Origin of the sequence: Methylobacterium sp. yr668 (assembly GCF_900116245.1) — a bacterium.
Lineage (GTDB): Bacteria > Pseudomonadota > Alphaproteobacteria > Rhizobiales > Beijerinckiaceae > Methylobacterium.
Map to the genome: position 1 here is coordinate 37,195 of NZ_FOZY01000012.1, position 15,188 is coordinate 52,382.

Annotated in this window: 17 protein-coding genes; 12 read left to right on the top strand and 5 right to left on the bottom strand. The window is 72.3% G+C overall.

The annotated features are described in order from the left end of the window. The first annotated feature begins 56 nt into the window (after positions 1 to 56). Positions 57 to 785, top strand: coding sequence for an amino acid ABC transporter ATP-binding protein (locus BM419_RS16410; RefSeq protein WP_091927120.1), 729 nt, complete (start codon positions 57 to 59; stop codon positions 783 to 785). A 10-nt stretch (positions 786 to 795) separates the two neighbouring features. Here the strand turns inward: BM419_RS16410 and BM419_RS16415 are convergent, their stop codons facing one another. Further along, positions 796 to 1,815 carry a gamma carbonic anhydrase family protein gene (locus BM419_RS16415; protein WP_091927045.1) on the bottom strand — a complete coding sequence of 340 codons (1,020 nt, stop codon included), beginning with the start codon at positions 1,813 to 1,815 and terminating at the stop codon, positions 796 to 798. Between the two features lie 167 nt (positions 1,816 to 1,982). Here BM419_RS16415 and BM419_RS16420 point away from each other — a divergent pair, with 167 nt between their 5' ends. Continuing rightward, the gene (locus BM419_RS16420) at positions 1,983 to 2,450 is read left to right on the top strand and encodes a molybdenum cofactor biosynthesis protein MoaE (protein WP_020094223.1); all 468 of its coding nucleotides are present in this window, start codon (positions 1,983 to 1,985) and stop codon (positions 2,448 to 2,450) included. Between the two features lie 317 nt (positions 2,451 to 2,767). Next, complete coding sequence (locus BM419_RS16425) at positions 2,768 to 3,913, top strand: AI-2E family transporter (RefSeq protein ID WP_175556317.1); 1,146 nt, start codon at positions 2,768 to 2,770, stop codon at positions 3,911 to 3,913. A 42-nt stretch (positions 3,914 to 3,955) separates the two neighbouring features. Here BM419_RS16425 and BM419_RS16430 read toward each other — a convergent pair whose 3' ends face one another. Further along, complete coding sequence (locus BM419_RS16430; RefSeq protein ID WP_091927046.1) at positions 3,956 to 5,188, bottom strand: amidase; 1,233 nt, start codon at positions 5,186 to 5,188, stop codon at positions 3,956 to 3,958. Between the two features lie 111 nt (positions 5,189 to 5,299). Between BM419_RS16430 and BM419_RS16435 the strand changes: the two genes are divergently transcribed. The 5 genes from BM419_RS16435 to BM419_RS16455 all read left to right on the top strand — a co-directional run bounded on the left by BM419_RS16435 (position 5,300) and on the right by BM419_RS16455 (position 10,035). Further along, on the top strand, positions 5,300 to 6,295 hold the full coding sequence (locus BM419_RS16435; protein WP_091681218.1) for an extensin-like domain-containing protein: 996 nt from the start codon (positions 5,300 to 5,302) through the stop codon (positions 6,293 to 6,295). Between the two features lie 185 nt (positions 6,296 to 6,480). Next, positions 6,481 to 6,942 (top strand): hypothetical protein, encoded by a 462-nt coding sequence (locus BM419_RS16440; RefSeq protein WP_020094218.1) that lies wholly within the window; start codon positions 6,481 to 6,483, stop codon positions 6,940 to 6,942. 2 nt (positions 6,943 to 6,944) lie between these two features. Continuing rightward, positions 6,945 to 7,619, top strand: a complete 675-nt coding sequence (locus BM419_RS16445) for a ribonuclease T2 family protein (RefSeq protein WP_091927047.1) — start codon at positions 6,945 to 6,947, stop codon at positions 7,617 to 7,619. A 66-nt stretch (positions 7,620 to 7,685) separates the two neighbouring features. Next, positions 7,686 to 8,534: a 23S rRNA (adenine(2030)-N(6))-methyltransferase RlmJ gene (rlmJ, locus tag BM419_RS16450; RefSeq protein WP_091927048.1), complete on the top strand. Its 849-nt coding sequence runs from the start codon at positions 7,686 to 7,688 to the stop codon at positions 8,532 to 8,534. 223 nt (positions 8,535 to 8,757) lie between these two features. After that, complete coding sequence (locus BM419_RS16455) at positions 8,758 to 10,035, top strand: porin (RefSeq protein WP_020094215.1); 1,278 nt, start codon at positions 8,758 to 8,760, stop codon at positions 10,033 to 10,035. A gap of 108 nt (positions 10,036 to 10,143) precedes the next feature. Here BM419_RS16455 and BM419_RS16460 read toward each other — a convergent pair whose 3' ends face one another. Continuing rightward, the gene (locus tag BM419_RS16460; protein WP_091927049.1) at positions 10,144 to 10,683 is read right to left on the bottom strand and encodes a GNAT family N-acetyltransferase; all 540 of its coding nucleotides are present in this window, start codon (positions 10,681 to 10,683) and stop codon (positions 10,144 to 10,146) included. Positions 10,684 to 10,874: 191 nt separating this feature from the next. Between BM419_RS16460 and BM419_RS16465 the strand changes: the two genes are divergently transcribed. Further along, the gene (locus BM419_RS16465; protein WP_091927050.1) at positions 10,875 to 12,368 is read left to right on the top strand and encodes a peptidoglycan DD-metalloendopeptidase family protein; all 1,494 of its coding nucleotides are present in this window, start codon (positions 10,875 to 10,877) and stop codon (positions 12,366 to 12,368) included. A gap of 137 nt (positions 12,369 to 12,505) precedes the next feature. Here BM419_RS16465 and BM419_RS16470 read toward each other — a convergent pair whose 3' ends face one another. Beyond that, entirely contained in the window at positions 12,506 to 12,847 is a 342-nt protein-coding gene (locus BM419_RS16470; protein WP_091681175.1) for a YidB family protein, read from the bottom strand. Between the two features lie 163 nt (positions 12,848 to 13,010). Between BM419_RS16470 and BM419_RS16475 the strand changes: the two genes are divergently transcribed. Continuing rightward, the gene (locus BM419_RS16475; RefSeq protein ID WP_091927051.1) at positions 13,011 to 13,283 is read left to right on the top strand and encodes a hypothetical protein; all 273 of its coding nucleotides are present in this window, start codon (positions 13,011 to 13,013) and stop codon (positions 13,281 to 13,283) included. Between the two features lie 9 nt (positions 13,284 to 13,292). Here the strand turns inward: BM419_RS16475 and BM419_RS16480 are convergent, their stop codons facing one another. Next, positions 13,293 to 13,685 (bottom strand): YidB family protein, encoded by a 393-nt coding sequence (locus tag BM419_RS16480; RefSeq protein WP_091927052.1) that lies wholly within the window; start codon positions 13,683 to 13,685, stop codon positions 13,293 to 13,295. A gap of 126 nt (positions 13,686 to 13,811) precedes the next feature. Between BM419_RS16480 and BM419_RS16485 the strand changes: the two genes are divergently transcribed. Both BM419_RS16485 and yajC read left to right on the top strand, forming a co-directional pair. Then, on the top strand, positions 13,812 to 14,693 hold the full coding sequence (locus tag BM419_RS16485) for an alpha/beta fold hydrolase (protein ID WP_091927053.1): 882 nt from the start codon (positions 13,812 to 13,814) through the stop codon (positions 14,691 to 14,693). A gap of 131 nt (positions 14,694 to 14,824) precedes the next feature. Beyond that, positions 14,825 to 15,157 (top strand): preprotein translocase subunit YajC, encoded by a 333-nt coding sequence (yajC, locus tag BM419_RS16490; RefSeq protein WP_020094208.1) that lies wholly within the window; start codon positions 14,825 to 14,827, stop codon positions 15,155 to 15,157. Positions 15,158 to 15,188 lie beyond the last annotated feature (31 nt).

Genomic DNA, 15,188 nt, shown 5'->3' on the forward strand with positions numbered 1-15,188 from the left:
GCCTGCAGCCGGGCAGCCTGATCTCCGGCGCCCAGGCGGTGGCCCCCGGCGAGACGATGATCGCCATCGACAACATCAGCAAATGGTACGGCGACTTCCAGGTGCTGACGAACTGCAGCACCCAGGTCGCCAAGGGCGAGGTCGTGGTCGTCTGCGGTCCCTCGGGCTCGGGCAAGTCGACCCTGATCAAGTGCGTCAACGCCCTGGAGCCCTTCCAGAAGGGCCAGATCACGGTGGCCGGCACGAAGGTCGCCGACAAGGCCACCAACCTGCCGAAGCTCCGCTCGCGGGTCGGCATGGTGTTCCAGCACTTCGAGCTGTTCCCGCACCCGTCGACCACCGAGAACCTCACCATCGCCCAGCGCAAGGTTCTGGGCCGCAGCGGCGAGGACGCGAAGAAGCGCGGCCTCGACCTGCTCGCCCGCGTCGGCCTGGGCGCCCACGCGAACAAGTTCCCGGGCCAGCTCTCGGGCGGGCAGCAGCAGCGCGTCGCCATCGCCCGGGCGCTCGCCATGAACCCGGTGGTGATGCTGTTCGACGAGCCGACCTCGGCGCTGGACCCCGAGATGGTCGGCGAGGTGCTCGACGTGATGGTGGAGCTCGCCAAGGAGGGCATGACCATGATGGTCGTGACCCACGAGATGGGCTTCGCCCGCAAGGTCGCCGACCGGGTGATCTTCATGGATCGCGGCGAGATCGTCGAGGACGCCCGGAAGGACGAGTTCTTCGGCAGCCCCCGCTCCGAGCGTGCGCAGACCTTCCTGTCGAAGATCCTGCAGCACTGACGGCGGGCTGTCAGGCCAGCGCCTCCTGCGCGGCCCGGTATTCCCGGCCGTGCCGGCAGTAGCCCTCGACGATGCGGATCATCATGGCCCGCTTCTCGGCGTCGAGGGGCCCCAGGATGCGGGCGGGGCGGCCGCCCCAGAGGTAGCCGGCCTCCAGGATCTGCCCGGGATCGGTGGTGGCCCCGGCCGCCAGCATGACGTCGTCGGCGATGAGGGTGCCGGCCGCGATCGTCGCGCCGATGCCGATCAGCGCCCGCGCCCCGATCCGGCAATCGGCGATCCGGACATTGTGGGCGATGGTCGTGTCCCGCCCGATCACCACCCCGTCCGCCCGGGTGCGGATGACCGTGTTGTCCTGGATGTTGGTGTCCGCGCCGACCACGATCGGTCCGACTTCCGCGTTGAGGTCGCAGCAGAACAGCACGCTCGCGCCGGCGCCGAGGCTCACCCGTCCGCGCAGGCGGGCGGTGCGCGCCACGAAGACGCTGTCCTCGACCTCCAGCGCCTCCCCGGCCGGGAGCGCGGGCCCGTCGCCCATCCGCTCGCGCAACCGCTCGGCCCGCTCGGCGACCTCGTCGGATCCGATCGCGCGGCTGGGGCGGGCCGGGCTGCCCGCGTAGGCGAAGCCGCCGGGCAGCGTCGCCCGGGGGAAGACCGTCGCGCCGGCCTCGAGGACCGCGCCGTCGCCGACCTCGGCGCCGTCGAGGATCACCACGTCGTCCTCGACGACGACGTCGGAGCCGAGCGTGCAGGCGTGGACCACGCTGTTGCGCCCGACCGTGACCCGGTCGCCGCACCGGGTGCCGTGCGTCGCGGTGGCGATGTGCACCGTCGAGCGGTGGCCGAGCCAGAAGCGGTCGCCGAGGGTGACGGTCTGGCCGTCCGCGCGAATCACCGCCTCGTCGCCGATCCAGGCCTGCGCGCCGATCCGGGCGGCGCCGATCACCGTGCTGCCGCGGCCGCACCAGACGGGGCGACTGGTGAAGTCCGGCTGCTCGCCTTCGTAGGGCAGGATCAGGTCGGGGGTCACGCGGGTATCCTTCTCCAGCGCCGTCCGGAGCGCGCGGGGACATCCGGACGATGGCGGGCCGCGCGCCGGGCCGGCAGGGCGCGACGGACCGTGTCATATAGAGGCGGGACCGGGTGTGACAGGGACGGGGCTGGTCCGCGAAGCCGGGGACTCCTATGGATCGGGCCATGAGCGCCCCCGTCCCGAGCGTCGGCATCCAGGCCGAGCCCTTCGACACCGCGGCCGAGATCGCCGGCCTGAGCGCCGCGCTGGGCGGCCGGGCCGGCGCCGTCGTGACCTTCACCGGCCTGTGCCGCGACGAGGGCGGGCGGCTGACCGCCCTCGAGCTGGAGCACTACCCCGGCATGGCCGAGGCCGAGATCCGGCGCGTCGCCGACGAGGCGATGGCGCGCTGGCCGCTCCAGGCCCTGCGGGTGATCCACCGGCACGGCCTGGTCCGTCCGGGCGACGGCATCGTGCTGGTGGTCACCGCCGCCAGCCACCGGGTCGCGGCGTTCGAGGCCGCGGACTTCCTGATGGACTACCTCAAGACCCGCGCCCCGTTCTGGAAGCGGGAGCACCTCGCCGACGGCACGACCGGCGGCTGGGTCGAGGCGGCGGCCCACGACGAGGCCGCGGCCGGCCGCTGGGCTTGATGGCCGTGCCCGGGGTCGCGCTCAGGCTGCCCCAGGGCGCTCGACGATCGGCGCAATGATCGGGGCCGCGCCCGCGGCGCCGACGCGCGAGTCCGGGACGGACCACGCCGCCGGGCCGAGGGGCGGACCCTGTCGGTCGCCGTCTGTGCCGACGGTGCGGCTCCCGGCGGCCGGAGCCTGCGGTCCGGCGACTTGCGCGGACGACGCGCGGACGACGCGCGGACGCGCATCCCCACCCCGGATTGCACAGAAGCCGGCCGTCGGACTTGACCCCTGAGAGCCCACGGCGTTCGTGAGCCCGCGGTTTAGGAGCGACGATGTCGGACAGCAGCCTTCAGGAACTGGACGGTCCCGTCGGGCCCTGGCGCGGGGCCGCACCGCTCGCGGCCTCCGGGATCGCCGTCGTGTGCTTCGTGGCGGCGCTGGCCCTGGCCTGGATGTCGGCCGGCACGCTCCTGCTCATCTTCGCCGGAGTGCTCCTCGGCGTGTTCCTCGACGGCCTGACCCGCGGGCTCGGCCGCGTCCTGCCGCTCCCGCGCGGCTTGCGGCTGTCCCTCGCCAGCGTGGCGGTCGCGGTCGCGGTGATCGGCTTCGGGAGCTACGGCGGCGCCACCATCGTCCAGCAGGGCCGGGACCTCGGGACGACGATCAAGGATCAGGCCGGAACCGTCACGGGCTGGTTGTCGGAGCGCGGCATCGACGTGCCGAGCCTCGCACCGCAGGGCGGTGGCAAGGACGGCTCGACCGATTCGGGCCAGCGTGAGGGGGGGCTCGGCGGCCTCGCGAACGGACTCCTGAAGGGCAGCAGCTCGATCGTCTCGGATGCCGGCAGCGTCCTCGGACCGGCCGCGGCCGTGATCCTCGGCCTGTTCGACGCCCTCGGCAACGTGCTGGTGATCGCCTTCCTGGGGCTCGCCTTCGCGGCCGACCCGAAGGCCTACCGGGACGGGGTGGTCCGGTTCGTGCCGCCGGCGAAGCGTTGGCGGGCCAGCCAGGTCCTCGACGGGGCCGGCGAGACCCTCCGCCACTGGCTGTTCGGCCAGCTGATCATCATGGCGGTAATCTTCCTGTGCACCTGGGCCGGCCTCGCCTTCCTGGGCATCGGCGGCGCGCTGATCCTCGGCCTGCAGGCGGGCCTGCTCGCTTTCGTGCCCACGGTCGGGCCGCTGGTGGCGGGCCTCGTCATCGTCCTGGCCGCCCTGGCCTCGGGCACGAAAGCGGTGATCGGCGCGATCGGCGTCTATCTCGCGGTCCAGTGCCTGGAGAGCTACGGCCTGACGCCGTTCATCCAGAAGCGGGCGCTCGACATCCCGCCGGCCACGATCTTCGCCGGCCAGCTGATCCTGGGCGTGATCTTCGGGCTCTGGGGCATCGCCCTCGCCCTGCCGCTGATGGCGGTGATCAAGGTCCTGCTGGAGCAGCTCTACGTGGAGGACACGCTCCACGAGCAGCCGAGCAGCTGAGCGCCCCGGGCGCCCGCGCCGTCGACGGGCGCGGGCGGCCGGTCAGCCGCGCAGCGCGGCCTCGATCATCCGGGCGACCGCCAGGGCCCGGCCGTCGTCGCCGAAGCGGCCGATCACCTGGACGCCCACCGGCAGGCGGTGGCCGGGCACCGGCACGTTCACGCAGGGCACGCCCATCAGCGTCCACAGCTGGTTGAAGCGCGGGTCGCCCGTCGAGGCCAGGGTCGCGGGCGCCGGGCCCGGCGCCGAGAAGGTCAGGATCGCGTCGTAATCGGCGAAGAGGCCCTTCAGCACCCGGCGGGCGTGATGGCCGTGGCGGCGCCCGTCATCGTACTGGGCCGGGCTGATCGTCGCCCCGTCATCGAGATGGGCGCGGGTGCGCGGCGGCAGCGCGTCGGCCTGCGTGTCGTACTCCCAGGCCAGCGCCAGCCGACCCTCGTAGTTCTGGATGAGGCGGTGGCGTTCCCAGGCCTGCGCCAGCTCGGTCGGCAGGGCGAGGTCGCTCACCCGCGCCCCGGACCGCTCGGCCGCCTGCCGGGCGCGGGTGAGCGCCGCCTCGGCCTCCGGCTCGGGGGTGCCGGCGAAATCCTGCCGCACCACGGCGATGCGCGGCGCCGAGCCCCCCTCCGCCCGCTCGATCTCCGGCCGCCCGGTGACGAGCGCGAGGGCGTGGGCGACGTCCGCGACCCCGGCGGCGAACAGCCCGACCGTGTCGAGGGCCCACGAGTAGGTCTTCACGCCGACCGTGGGGATCAGCCGGAACGACGGCTTCACCGCCGCGCAGCCGCAGAAGCTCGCGGGCCGGATCACCGAGCCCGCCGTCTGCGTGCCCAGGGCCAGCGGCAGCATCCCGGCGCCGACGGCGGCGGCCGAGCCCGCCGAGGAGCCCCCCGGCGTGTGGCCGGGATCGTGCGGGTTGACCGTCTCGGTCGGATCGCTGCTGGCGAAGGCCGTGGTGGTGGTCTTGGCGAGGGCGACGGCACCGAGCTGCTTCAGCCGGCTCACGACCGCGGCGTCGCCCCGGGGCTTCCAGCCCGCGTAGATCGGCGAGCCCATCTGGGTCGGCAGGCCCGCGCTGTCGATGATGTCCTTCACGCCGACCGCGATGCCGGCGAGCGGCCCGGTCTCGGGGATCGCCGGCGCCGCGTCGAGGGTGACCAGCGCGCGCAGGTCCGGCTCCCGCGCGGCGATCGCGGCGCGGCACAGGTCGATCGCGCCCGCGGGCGTCAGGGTGCCGGCTTCGATGCGGGCGCGGAGGTCGAGAAGCGAGAGCATAATGCATTCAGTCCGCGGTCCGCGGCGCTGTCAACCGAGACGCCACAGCCGACGGCATTCCCGAAACGCCGTTGACGAACGCTTTACGCGACCGTGCGCATCGTCCGGGTCATGTGGCGTGGCGTATCCCTGTTCTCGGCCCTTGCGCTGTTCGGTGCGGGCCTCACCGCGTGCTCGATCAATCATTTCGAGCGACGTGAACCGTGGCGCGATCAGGCGGAGCAGGTCTGCCTGGCCAAGAAGCTCGTCGAGCCCTCGGAGTACATCACGCCCATCGCGGCGATGGATGGCCCGGGGCCGTGCGGCATGCAGCAGCCCTTCCGGGTGACGCGGCTCGGCGGCGGCTCCGTCCTGCTGAAGCAGCGGATGACGCTGGGCTGCCCGGCGCTGGCCGAGGCCGAGGCGTGGCTCGCCGACACGATCCAGCCGGCCGCCAACCTCTACTTCGGCGTGCCGGTGGCCGAGATCAACGCCGGCTCCTATTCCTGCCGCGGCCGCAACAACCAGCCCGGCGCCAAGCTCTCCGAGCACGGCTTCGGGAACGCGATCGACGTCATGTCGATCAAGCTCGCCGACGGCCACGTGATCACCGTCAAGGGCGGCTGGCGCGGCACGGAGGCCGAGCAGGGCTTCCTGCGCGAGATCTTCCTGGGCGCCTGCCAGCGCTTCACCACCGTGCTGGCGCCCGGCTCGAACGTGTTCCACTACGATCACATCCACGTCGATCTCGCACGGCACGACCCGCGCGGTCTGCGCCGGATCTGCAAGCCGCTGATCAAGTTCACGCCGCAGCTCGGCACCGGGGCCGAGCGGCCGCTGAGCCGCCCGATCCCGCCGCAGCGCCAGCCCGCCGGCCCTCAGGCGCCGGTGGACGTCGAGGAGGACGATCCCTACGGCGTGTCGCCGATGTCGAAGGCCGGGAGCGCGACCCAGGTCGCCCGTGCGCCCGCCCGGCCCCTCGACCGTCCGGCCGCGGCCTCGGCCTACACCGCGACGGCGCCCGTGCGGCCGGCACCGCGGGTCGCCGCCGCCCACGACGAGCCCGCGCAGGAGTACGACGAGCCGCTGCAGCTCGGCGCGCCGCCGAGCGCGGAGCCGATCTACTGAGAGACGGGCGCGACCCGCGGCACTCGCGCCGGGCGCCGCTCCCGCGCCGCGCCCCAAGCGGGACTGTAGCGGCCGCGCCGCACAGGCTGGCAAAGCGCCGGGGCGGGACTGCCGGAGCTTGACTGGCGGCGCGGCGAAGCCATCGTTCGCGGATGCAGGATCGCACATCCGTCGAGGCACGCGCCATGCGCCCGGTTCTTCACGGCTTCGCCCTCGGGCTGGCCCTTCTCGCCCTGGCCCAGCCGGCGCTCGCCCGGTCGGCCCGGGAGGACATCGAGCCCGCCGAGGAGCGGATCTTCCCGTTCGACGCGCAGATCCCGGGCTGCCAGGACCCGTCGGTGCTGGAGCGGGTCTCGACCAACTTCGCCGAGAAGGAGGCGAAGTTCTGGAACTCGTCGATGACGATCCTGTCCTTCGACACGATCGAGCGCACGGCGTGGCGGCCCTGGGGCCTCGACACCTATCCGCGCCGGTTCTGCACCGCGACCGTGACCACCTCCGACGGGGTCCGCCGCAAGGTCGACTACTCGGTGCGCGAGAGCCTCGGCATCATCGGCGCGACCTGGGGCGTCGAGTTCTGCATCCACGGCCTCGACCGGGACCTCTCCTACGCCTACGCCACCGCCTGCCGGATGGCGCGTCCCTGACCATGCGCGGGCGCGCCGCCGGCCTCGCGGGCCTGCTCCTCGCCGGGTCGGCCGCCGCCCCGGCCGCCGCCCAGGATTACGGCGGCTTCGCCCGGCGCGGCGCGCCCGGCGACTTCGACTTCTACGTCCTCGCCCTGTCGTGGTCGCCGACCTACTGCGCGGGGCCGGGCGCCCGCCGGGACGACGTCCAGTGCGCCCCCGGGCGCGGCCTGGGCTTCGTCGTCCACGGCCTGTGGCCGCAATACGTGAGCGGGTATCCGCAGAACTGCTCGGCGGTGAACCGCGCCCCGACCCGGCAGGCCATGGAGGTCGCCGGGCAGGTCTACCCGAGCGAGGGCCTCGCGCGGTACGAGTGGCGCAAGCACGGCACCTGCTCGGGTCTCGATCCCGCCGCCTATTTCGCGGCCGCCCGCACGGCGCGGCTCGCGGTGACGATCCCCGACGGGCTCAAGGGCGGCTCCCCGCCGCAGACCCTCGCGCCGATCGAGATCGCCCGGCAGTTCGTGGCGGCCAATCGCGGCCTGCGCCCCGACATGATGGCGGTCACCTGCACCCGCGGGCAGCTGCAGGAGGTCCGGATCTGCTTCGGCAAGGACCTGCGCGGCTTCACCCCCTGTCCCGAGGTCGCCCGCGGCAATTGCCGGGCGCCCGAGGTGAGCCTCGACGCCGCGCGCTGAGTTTTTTCCGCCTTTCGCACGCCGGCCCCTGGACCCGGCGCCCGGGATCGGCTTCAGCGCGCTGCCATGAACTATCGGCACGCCTTCCACGCCGGCAACCACGCCGACGTCCTCAAGCACCTCGTCCTGGCGCGGGTGCTCGACCACCTGCGCCTCAAGGACAAGCCGTTCCGGGCGCTGGACGCCTTCGCGGGCCTCGGCGTCTACGATCTCGAGGCCGACGAGGCGGCCCGGACCGGAGAGTGGCGGGACGGCTGGGGCCGGATGGCGGCGCCCTTCGCGCCGGAGGTGGAAGCGCTGCTGGAGCCCTACCGGGCCGCGGTGGCGGCGGTGCGCGCTCGACACGGCACCACCGCCTATCCGGGCTCGCCGGCCGTGATCCGCGAGGCGCTCCGCCCCGGCGACAAGGGCGTGTTCGTCGAGCTGCACCCGGCGGACGCCGCGACCCTGCAGGACCGCTACGCCCGCGATCCCCGCACCAAGGTGATGAACCTCGACGGCTGGACCGCGATCAACGCGCAGATCCCGCCGCCGGAGCGGCGCGGCCTCGTGCTGATCGACCCGCCCTACGAGGTGCCCGGCGAGATCGAGCGCCTCGGCGCCCATCTCGCCCGCGCGGTGGCGAAGTGGCCGACCGGCCTGTTCCTGGCCTGGTACCCGATCAAGGACGCCGCGGCCCTCGACCGGATGGTCCGCGATCTCGGGGCCGCCCTGCCCCGCCCCGCCCTGCGGCTCGACCTGCTGATCGACCGGCCGGACGACCCGACGCGGCTGACCGGAAGCGGCCTGATCGTCGTCAATCCGCCCTGGCGCCTCGCCGATGAGGCGATGCTGTTCCTGCCGGCGCTCGCAGAACGTCTGGCCCGGCAGGACTTCGGAGGGTTTCGCTGCGATCCGATCGGCCCGGCCGCCTGACTCGGTAGAATTGGGCCGCCGCGCGGAAGACCTCCGGGCCTGCGCGGAAGGAAAAGGCCGGGGTTCCGATACAATTGTGGCGGCAAAGTCACATTTCCGCATCGAACGTGATCAGCGATACGGAACTGCCCAAAAATTATGCAACTGCTCTATGTTTGATTTTGTGTCAATCGCACCGCGATGTCAGCTTGGCCGTCGACGAACCCGAACGAGCTGCGACACCATGCTGAAGCGATCCACCCTGGCCGGCCTGGCCACCGTGCTGCTGTCCTCGACCAGCATCCTCGCGGCCGACCTGTCGGCCCCGGCGCCGGTTCCAGTCGCGCCCCCCGCCGAGCCCTGCAAGGCCACGCTCCTCGGCCCGGCCTACGGCGGCGTGATCAAGGCCAACCCGAATCCGAGCTGCTTCTCGGCCGGACCGCTCGGCGACCTCTACGTGGGCGGCGCCATCACCGGCTACGGCTACACCCAGTCGAACCCGTTCGCGTCGTTCTCGACCCCGGCGGCGCCCAACGACCGCGACCGCGCGGCCCGGTTCGACTTCTCGAACGTGCAGGGCATCATCCAGAAGCCCGAGGGCGCGTTCCAGTTCTACATCCAGGCCGGCGGCTACTCGATCCCGCAGCTCGGCTTCCCCACCCTCAGCACCTTCACCCAGACCGACCTCCTGTTCGGCCCGGTCCCGGTCGCCTACGGCAAGATCCAGATCAACGATGAATGGTCGGTCCAGGGCGGCCGGATGTTCACCATGATCGGCACCGAGCTGCTGTTCACCTACCAGAACCTGAACATCAACCGCGGCCTCCTGTTCGTGCAGGAGAACTTCATCAATCAGGGCGTGCAGGTCAACTACAGCAGCGGGCCGCTCTCGGTGTCGGTCGCCGGCACGGACGGGTTCTTCTCCAACGAGATCTCGTGGTTCACCGGCAACGTCGCCTACAAGCTCGACGACTACAACACGATCGGCGTCAACGGCGGCCTGAACCTCGGCCGGACCAACGCCCTCGACCGCAGCCCGCGCTACCAGTTCGCGACGCCGAACCTCCAGCAGAACAGCGGCATCTTCAACATCAACTACACTTACGCGAACGGTCCGTGGATCATCTCGCCGTACTTCCAGTTCACCAACGTCGAGCGTGACCTGCGCGTCGGCATCGCCAACTCGGCCTCGACCTACGGCGGGGCGCTGCTGGCGGCCTACTCCTTCACCGACAACTTCGCCCTGGCCGGCCGCGTCGAGTACACCGAGCAGACGGGCGTCCGCGGGTCGGGCGGCACCAACCTGCTGGGCTTCGGCGCCGGCAGCAACGCCTTCTCGGTGACCGTCACACCGACCTTCACCTTCGACCGCTACTTCTTCCGGGTGGAGTACGCCCACGTCGAGCTCGGCGGGATCACCCGCGGCAACCTCGCGGAAGGCACGCTCGGCACCGGCTTCGGCCGCACCGGCAACCGCACCTCGCAGGACCGCTACATGGTCGAGACCGGCATCACCTTCTGATCGGACCGCCCGGTCCGCTTCAGGAAACGGGTCGTCCTCGAGCCCCCGGCCTCTGGTCCGGGGGCTTTCTCGTGGCCGCGCACGTCGGTGCCGGCCCGATCCCGGGCGTCAGTCCCGCCTGAGCAGGCGCCGGCCCGGCCGGTGGCCTTCCTCGCCGGTGTCGCGGAAGCCGAGCTTCTCCAGCAGGCCCCAGGAGGCGACGTTGGCGGGGCGGCACTCCGCCACGACGACGCGCGCCGGGAAGCGCCCCCCGAGGAGATCGAGGATCGCCGAGACGGCCTCGTAGGCGTAGCCGCGCCCGCGGGCGGCGCCGCCTACCCAGTACCCGATCTCGATCGTGCCGGCGCCGCGCAGATGGGTGCCGAAGACGCCGACGAGCGCGCGCCCGGCCGGATCGGGCGCGCCGTCCCGCGTCCAGGCGCCGAGGAAGCAGTCCCGGCCCCGCGCGCAGCTGCGAATCAGGTCCTCGGCATCCTGCAGGGTGAACGGCGTCGGCAGGAAATCCACCGCCGCGGTGATGGCCGGATCGTCGGTGAGCGCGCGGACGGCCGGCGCGTCGGCAGGCCGGAGGGCGGCGATCGCGAGGCGCGCCGTCTCGAGCGCCGGCAGGTCGGCCAGGGTGTCGCGCGCGCCGCGGATGGTAAACATGGATGCGATGTGGGGTGCCGGCCGGTTACGAAAAGGGACGATCCCGCGAGCGGGAATCATCCTCGGGGCCGCGCGAAAACCTTGCACCTACCTTCGCTCCAGGGTCGCAGACCGCCGGAACGGGAACGGTTGCTTAACCTGAATCCGTCTTCATTGGCGCATCAGGTTGCGTCAGGCAAACGGGTGCGTCGATGCGGGTGCGCGGTACGGGTCAGATGTTGCGGACGCTGTCGCGCGTCGCGCTCATCGGCATCATCGGCGGTGCGGCTGCCGCCTGTTCGTCGGACGCGTCGCGTCTGACGAACCCGTTCTCGAACCCGTTCGATTCGGAACCCTCCGCGACCGGCAGCCTGCCGGACGGGAGCCTCAAGTCCGTCCCGCCGGTTCGGACGGGCCGCATCCAGTCGGAGGCGCTCGGCGCCCCCGCCGCCGCGCGGCCGTCCGCCGCCGCGACGCCGGTCCAGACCAACGCCGCCCCCCCCGCGACCCGCGTCGCATCGACCGGCAAGGTCGGCTGGAGCGCCGAGGGCGGCACCCAGATCACCGTGTCGCGCAACGACAGCCTGAACCAGATGTCGACGCGGTTCGGCGTGCCCGCTTCGGCGATCCTGGCCGCCAACGGCCTGAGCAACGCGAACCAGATCACGCCCGGCCGCCAGATCGTGATCCCGGTCTACAACGCCTCCGGGCTGAACCCCGCCGCGTCCCCGATGACCGCCCGGCCGGCCCGGGCCGCCGAGGAGAAGCGCGAGGACGCCAAGCAGGTCGAGAACAAGATCGCGACCAAGCGCGAGGAGGCCAAGGAAGCCGCCAAGGAGGCCGCCCAGAAGCTGGCCGAGGCGAAGGCCGCCAAGGAGGCCGCGCAGAAGGCCGCCGCCGCCGAGAAGGAGGCGGAGCGCAAGGAGGCACTCGCCCGCGACGCCGCCGCCCGCAAGGTCGCCGACGCGAAGACCCGCAAGGACGTTGCCCTGAAGGAGGGCGAGAAGCCGAAGCACGTGCGCCCGGGACAGGTCGCCAAGGCGGACGAGAAGAAGGCCGACGAGAAGAAGGCGGATCCGAAGGCCGAGGCCAAGGCGAAGGCCGAGGCGAAGGCTCAGGAGGCCAAGGCCGAGGCGAAGGCCGCCGCGAAGGCGGAGGCCGCCCAGAAGCTCGCCGAGGCGAAGGCCGCCAAGGAAGCTGCCCAGAAGGCCGCCAAGGAGGCCGCCGCCGCCGAGAAGGTCGAGAAGGTCGCTGCCAAGGAGGCGCCGAAGGCGGCCCCGGTCGCTGCCGCGCCGGCCAAGCCCGAGCCCGCCGCCACCGGCTCCGTGGCCGAGGCGACGGAGAACTTCCGCTGGCCCGCCAAGGGCCGGGTGATCTCCGGCTACGGCACCTCCGGCAACGAGGGCATCAACATCGCCGTGCCGGAGGGGACCCCGGTCAAGGCCGCCGAGGAGGGCACGGTCGCCTATGCCGGCTCCGACGTGAAGGGCTACGGCAAGCTGGTCCTCGTGCGCCACGCCAACGGCTACGTCTCGGCCTACGCCCATAACGGCGAGATCGACGTGAAGCCCGGCGAGAAGGTCAAGCGCGGACAGACCATCGCGAAGTCCGGCGCCTCCGGAAACGTGACCTCGCCGCAGCTGCACTTCGAGATCCGCAAGGGCGGCGCGCCCGTGGATCCGATGTCCCAGCTCGCCAGCAACTGAGACGGACCGCGCGGGGCCGAGGCCGGCCCGCGCGGCACCGAACGAGACGGCAAGATGCGGCGGCGGTCCCGGACGGGGCCGCCGTTTCGCGTCGTCCGCCGTCCGGCCGCCCCGGCTCGCGACCCGCGCCGGCTGTCCTAAGCCTTCGGCGCCTGCAGCGTCCCCTCGGGGCTGTGACGGTCGACGGTCTCGGGCAGGGCCTGCGCCAGGGTCGGGAACAGCTGGTCCATCGGAACGCCGAGCTTCTCCGCCATCTGGCGCACCTGCTCGTTGTCGAGGACCTTGCGCAGATCCTCGGCCGTGATCGGCTCGTTCGGGCCGCGGCCGAGCCAGGAATTGACCTGGCTCTCGTAGCCGGAGCGTCGGAGCTGATCGAGCAGCGCGTTCAGTCCGCCGGGCAGCACCTGCTGGATCACGCCCGGCAATGCCTTCAGCACGATCTGCCCCAGCGAGCCGCCGAGAGTGTTGAGCAGACTCATGTGGACCCCCGTCGAATGGTCAGTGGCGGGAGTCTAGAGCAATCTTCGCGAAGCGGGAGAGGCCGGTGGTCCGCGACGCGCCGGTGTGAACCGCAATTTAGTCGACAGCGATCGGCTTTCGGTCCGGAATGCCGGCCGGGACATCGGTCCGCGGTCGGCTCTCATGAGATCCCTGGCGCTGTCATGCGTGCTCGCGGTCGCGTCCGTCTCCGCGGCCCTGCCGGACGCGGAAGCGACGCGTCCGGTGCAGGAGCGCTTTGCTCAGGAGCGCTCTCTGGCGGATGCCGTCTTCGTTCGGCCGCTCTATGGCACGTACCGCCATTGTGGCGGCTCCTGCCTGAAGAGCGGCGAACTGTCGTGGTTCTGCTTCGCCAGGCAGAGCTGCCACCTGAGCTGCGCGACCGCGCCGCCGCAGATGAAGTGCGCCGCCCCGTGAGGTGGGCGATCAGCGGACCTGGGTGCTGAAATTCGGCTGCGGCTTCAGCGTGCCGTTCTCGCTCTGGTCGGCGACCGCCGCGGGCAGGAACTCCGCCAGCACTGTGGGGACCCGCGCCTCCGGAACGCCGAGATCGTACGCGAGGCGCTCGGTCACGCCCTGCGGCAGGCAGGCCGCGATGGCGCTCTCCGGCACCGACTGCCGCGCGCCCGAGCCGAGCCAGGATGCCACCGCTTCCCTGTGCCCGGTCTCCCGCAGGCGGTCGAGGAAGGACGGGAGGCCGCCGGGATAGAACTTCGCCAGCGACAGGGCGAGCTTGCCGCTGCCGGTCTCCTCGAGGGCCCGGTCGGCCGCCGCAACCACATCGCCGATCAGGGTCTTCGCACCGTCGAGCAGGCCCATGGTTCTCCACCGTCGCGCTTCTTCGTCGCAGGGTGAAGTCGGGCGCGAACCGGCGACGGCAAGCGCGTGCGGCAATTGCGCGGCGAACCGGCTAGGATCCCGGCATCGCGAACCCGGGAGCCATCGATGAAGCGCGTGCGGGCCGGCGTCCTGGAGGTCGCCTATCTCGAGCTCGGTCCGGCCGGCGGGCCGACGGCGGTGCTGCTCCACGGCTTCCCCTACGACGTCCACGCCTGCGCGGCCGCGGCCGCGCAGCTCGCCGCCGACGGCGTGCGCTGTCTCGTGCCGTACCTGCGCGGCTATGGGCCGACGCGCTTCCTGGATGCCGCCACGCCGCGCTCCGGCGAGCAGGCGGCGCTCGGGGCCGACCTGCTCGCCTTCCTCGACGCCCTCGGCGTCGGGAGCGCCGTGCTCGCCGGCTACGATTGGGGCGGCCGGGCCGCCTGCGTGGTGGCGGCGCTCTGGCCGGACCGGGCCCGGGGCCTCGTCAGCTGCGGCGTCGGCTACAACATCCAGAACATCCCGGCCGCCGGGCGGCCGGCCGCGCCGGAGACCGAGCACCGCCTCTGGTATCAGTACTATCTCCACGGCGAGCGCGGCCGCGCCGGCCTCGCGGAGAACCGGGACGCCTTCTGCCGCCTGCTCTGGCAGCTCTGGTCGCCGACCTGGGCCTTCGACGCGGAGACTTTCGCGCGGACCGCCCGCGCCTTCGACAATCCCGACTTCGTCGACGTGGTGGTGCATTCCTACCGACACCGCTTCGGCCTCGTTCCGAGCGATCCGGCGCTGGTGGCGATCGAGGCGCGGCTGGCGGCCCAGCCGGCGATCGCCGTGCCGTCGATCGTCCTGCTCGGCGGCGATGACGGCGTCGGGCCGCCGACCGCCACGGATACCGACGCCCGCCGTTTCACCGGCCCGTACCGGCGTGAGATCGTCGCGGGGGTCGGCCACAACTTTCCCCAGGAGGCGCCGGACGCCTTCGCGGCGGCGATACGCGCCCTGCTATGAGCGCGCCGCCGATGCCCGGCGGTTCGGCGTTGCTTTCGGGAAGCCCCTGGCTATAGTCCGCGCGCTTTTCGACAGGTCTGCGGGCGCCACATCCGGCGGCAGGCCTGCGCGCCATTCGCAGGAGACGCTCGTTGATCACCCCCGCCTTCGCGCAAGGGGCCGGTGCGGCCGCTGGCGGAGCGGAGATCGCCTTTCAGGTGGTCCCGTTCGTCCTGATATTCGTGATCATGTACTTTCTGATCCTGCGACCGCAGCAGAAGCGGGTCAAGGACCACCAAGCGCTGCTCAAGTCCGTGCGCCGGGACGACACGGTCGTCACCAACGGCGGCCTCGTCGGCCGCGTGACCAAGGCTTCGGACGACCAGGCCGAGATCGAGGTCGAGATCGCCCCGAACGTGCGCGTGCGGGTGGTCCGGTCGATGATCTCCGAGGTCCGCGCCAAGGGCACGGTGAAGGCCGCCTGATTCCCGGTTGAACCGGCCGGCGCCGCGCGCC